Source organism: Pseudobutyrivibrio xylanivorans (genome assembly GCF_010906925.1).
Taxonomy (GTDB): Bacteria; Bacillota; Clostridia; order Lachnospirales; family Lachnospiraceae; genus Pseudobutyrivibrio.
In genome coordinates, this window is sequence record NZ_VTVE01000027.1 from 1 (window position 1) to 392 (window position 392).

Consider the following 392-nt stretch of genomic DNA (forward strand, 5'->3'; position numbering starts at 1 on the left):
ACTTAGTTGCATCCATTCAATACAAGTACTTACAACAAAAATAAGTAACGTAATTGCTGAACCGAGCCACTTTCCATACTGCATGATAAAGAAAACAGCCGCAAAAACACCAGTAAATACTAAAAATAATGATTGCACTGCAGTTAGCTCTGGCGGAATAATGTGTAAGGATACTAACAAAACGCTACCTAAAAACCAGAATATATAAATCCAAAGTAAAAATATGTAGTTTTTTTCTAACATCTATGAACCACTCCTATTTTTTCATTATATAGGATTTATTAAATTGCACAACTTTTATCTTATCTTTTGTTTAATTGTTGCCAAACGATTTCATTTGTTTTAAAGTAGTATGAGAAGTATTTGTTAAGAAGAGGTGTAAAGTATTTTGA

Annotated in this window: 1 protein-coding gene; it reads right to left on the bottom strand. The window is 29.8% G+C overall.

Annotation, left to right across the window (positions count from 1 at the left end; all coding sequences use genetic code 11):
• Positions 1-243 (bottom strand): hypothetical protein (locus tag F0Q01_RS13750; RefSeq protein WP_243150681.1); only part of this gene is annotated, 243 nt, incomplete at its 3' end.
• Positions 244-392: the final 149 nt, after the last annotated feature.